This window comes from Streptococcus mitis, assembly GCF_001579035.1.
In the GTDB taxonomy this organism is placed as follows: Bacteria; Bacillota; Bacilli; order Lactobacillales; family Streptococcaceae; genus Streptococcus; species Streptococcus mitis_J.
In genome coordinates this window covers 91,352-93,515 of the sequence record NZ_KQ970286.1, presented here as the reverse complement: position 1 = coordinate 93,515, position 2,164 = coordinate 91,352, and the positions used below count along the sequence as shown (strand labels likewise).

2 protein-coding genes are annotated in these 2,164 nt (G+C 41.4%); one reads left to right on the top strand and one right to left on the bottom strand.

The genetic code is table 11. The features are described 5' to 3' along the window. Positions 1–1,082: YSIRK-type signal peptide-containing protein (locus SMIDD26_RS02715; RefSeq protein WP_134990142.1), on the bottom strand; the 1,082-nt coding region annotated here is incomplete at its 3' end. Positions 1,083–1,267: 185 nt separating this feature from the next. Between SMIDD26_RS02715 and SMIDD26_RS02710 the strand changes: the two genes are divergently transcribed. Further along, on the top strand, positions 1,268–2,071 hold the full coding sequence (locus tag SMIDD26_RS02710) for a peptidylprolyl isomerase (protein ID WP_061438831.1): 804 nt from the start codon (positions 1,268–1,270) through the stop codon (positions 2,069–2,071). Positions 2,072–2,164 lie beyond the last annotated feature (93 nt).

The following is a 2,164-nucleotide window of genomic DNA, read 5'->3' as shown; positions in this document are numbered from 1 at the left end:
AAGGCTGTAAAGCGTTTCTCAATCCCGTTAAAGCCAACTACATTAGGAGAATAGGTTGGACGACTTGTATAAGGATTTTCCGTAGTGTATTTACTTCCGTCTTTTACTTCTTCGTCACGATTGGCAAAGGTACGTCCTTTGGCAAGCATCAGCATATACTTGAAACGACGATCAAGGGCTTGTTCATGCACCCAAATTTCATCTAACGCCCCAGCGGACAACATCCCCCCTTGTATCTTATTTCCATCCTTATCGTAATACCATCCAGTGAATAAACCTGCCTCGTTTTTCTTACCAATACCAATTTTCCCTTCGTGCCCATCTTTATCAATGGCATGCCAACCACCAAACTCCGTTATTTCTCTAACTTCTCCGGGCTCCAGTCCTACTTTATCTCCCAGCGTATCCATATTATGGAGATACGAACGTTCGTTGTTTTGGAAGTCATCTGGCATGTTTTGGATAATTTTATACAATTCCTCAACTGTTGCATTTTCATTAGGAGCTACGAATTTTAAGTGAGCATGTTGATCATCTCCGCCTTCCTCACCTTCCTTAGGTGCACTTACCCCTGGTTGGTTCGGTTGTAGTATAGATCCCCTACGTCCGGTTACAGCAGAATTTAATGCTTCGTTATTTTCTGTTGAAGTTTCTGTAGGACTAACAGGGGTTTCTCCAGCAGGATTACCAGAAGTTTCTCCAGTAGGAGCATCTCCTACTTCTCTTTTTGAACGACGACCTCTAGTATTAGCAGACGTAGATGCTTCTGTTGGCTGCGCTGCATTAAGGGTTTCATTATTTTCTTTCTCTTTAGGTGTTGTTGACTCTGTTGATTTTCCAGAAACACCTGGATTTGGGGCAGGCTCCGCCGAATAGTTAGATGTAGGCAAACTATCCGGTTTATTTATCTCTGGTTCCGGAGACGAACTAGAGTGGCTTGTTCCTCCCTCAGTAGTAGCATTCGTCTCCGCATGTACTACACCTGCACCCATGGCAAGGTAAAAAGCACCAATGACAACACTGGCTGCACCGACACTTACTTTTCGAATACTGTATTTAAACTGTTTATCAAATTGTTTCATTTTGATTGTCCTTTGGTTATATATATATATATATGCAAAAGTCGTATTATTCACACTTGCAGACACTACTATTATAGTTCAAATCTTATCTATTTTCAAGAATTATTCCCAATAAAAAATAAAGAGTTTGAAATCCCCTTCCTTTTAGGGTACAATGGTAGAAATGAATTTTTGAGAGGAATAGAATGAAAAAACTAGCAACCCTTCTTTTACTGTCCACTGTAGCCCTAGCTGGATGTAGCAACATCCAACGCAGTCTGCGTGGTGATGACTATGTTGATTCCAGTCTTGCTGCTGAAGAAAGTTCTAAAGCAGCAGCCCAATCAGCCAAGGACTTAAACGATGCTTTAACAAATGAGAATGCCAACTTCCCTCAACTTTCTAAGGAAGTTGCTGAAGATGAAGCCGAAGTGATTCTCCACACAAGCCAAGGTGATATCCGCATTAAGCTCTTCCCTAAACTCGCTCCTCTAGCTGTTGAAAACTTCCTCACTCATGCCAAAGAAGGCTACTATAACGGCATTACCTTCCACCGTGTCATCGATGGCTTTATGGTCCAAACTGGAGACCCAAAAGGGGACGGTACAGGTGGTCAGTCCATCTGGCATGACAAGGATAAGACTAAAGACAAGGGAACTGGTTTCAAAAACGAGATTACTCCTTATCTCTATAACATCCGTGGTGCTCTTGCTATGGCTAATACTGGTCAACCAAATACCAACGGCAGCCAGTTCTTCATCAACCAAAACTCTACAGATACCTCTGCTAAACTCCCTACAAGCAAGTATCCAAAGAAAATCATCGAAGCCTACAAAGAAGGTGGAAACCCTAGTTTAGATGGCAAACACCCAGTCTTTGGTCAAGTGATTGACGGTATGGATGTTGTGGATAAAATTGCTAAAGCCGAAAAAGATGAAAAAGACAAGCCAACTACTGCTATTACTATCGATAGCATCGAAGTGGTGAAAGACTACGATTTTAAATCTTAAAAAACAAAAATACAGTATCCGCATTCGATACTGTATTTCTTTTTTCCTCATTTTTAAGTTAGCTTGTTAAAGTCCCAGATTTGGTCCATCCAA

Excerpts from the sequence above, each read along its gene's own strand:
- SMIDD26_RS02710 (WP_061438831.1), top strand. The coding sequence starts at position 1,268 with ATGAAAAAACTAGCAACCCTTCTTTTACTGTCCACTGTAGCCCTAGCT.